Origin of the sequence: Megasphaera sp. AF13-6AC (assembly GCF_027685385.1) — a bacterium.
Classification (GTDB): Bacteria; Bacillota; Negativicutes; order Veillonellales; family Megasphaeraceae; genus Megasphaera; species Megasphaera micronuciformis.
Map to the genome: position 1 here is coordinate 1 of NZ_JAQCUN010000312.1, position 643 is coordinate 643.

Annotated in this window: 1 protein-coding gene; it reads left to right on the top strand. The window is 50.9% G+C overall.

Annotation, left to right across the window (positions count from 1 at the left end):
* Nucleotides 1-643, top strand: a 643-nt coding sequence (locus PGX78_RS09080; protein ID WP_270446639.1) for a PD-(D/E)XK nuclease family protein, incomplete at both ends; no start/stop codon positions are given.

Consider the following 643-nt stretch of genomic DNA (forward strand, 5'->3'; position numbering starts at 1 on the left):
ACGGCTTAAAACTTAAAGAACGTCAGGAATACGATTTCGCGGCACCCGACTTGGGTACGCTGGTGCATGCCGTGTTACGGCGTATAGGTGAACGGCTCTTGGAAGAAGGGCGGCCGTGGCGAGAGTTAAAAGATGACGAAATCCTTTCTTTGTGTACTGTCGAAACGGGGCGAGCCGCAGCAGAAGCGGCAGATAATATCTTGATGTCCGATGCCTATTTCAGACAAATCAAGAGCCGCGTTGTCGCTACCCTTATACGCACAGTACGACAGCTGAGAGACTTTAGTGAAGGTTCCGAATTTTCCGTGCGTGCTTTGGAACAACCTTTCGGTACGAAAGGTGCTTGGGAGGGGTTAAGTTTTAACCTTCCCGACGGCGTTAAGGTAGAACTGGTCGGCCAAATTGATAGGGTCGATACCTTGGAACTGGACGGTCGCACTTTTATCCTCATCGTAGACTATAAGTCGGGTAAGAAGAGTATTACCTTGCCCGAAGTTTATAGCGGTCTTGAATTGCAGTTGTTCTTATATATGGCTGTGGCTCGGCGTAATTTGGGCAGTAAGGCCGTGCCGGCAGGAGCCGTGTATTGTCGTGTCCGTAACGACGTTCAGCGCTGTTCAGCCGAGCCGACGGCAGCGGAAAA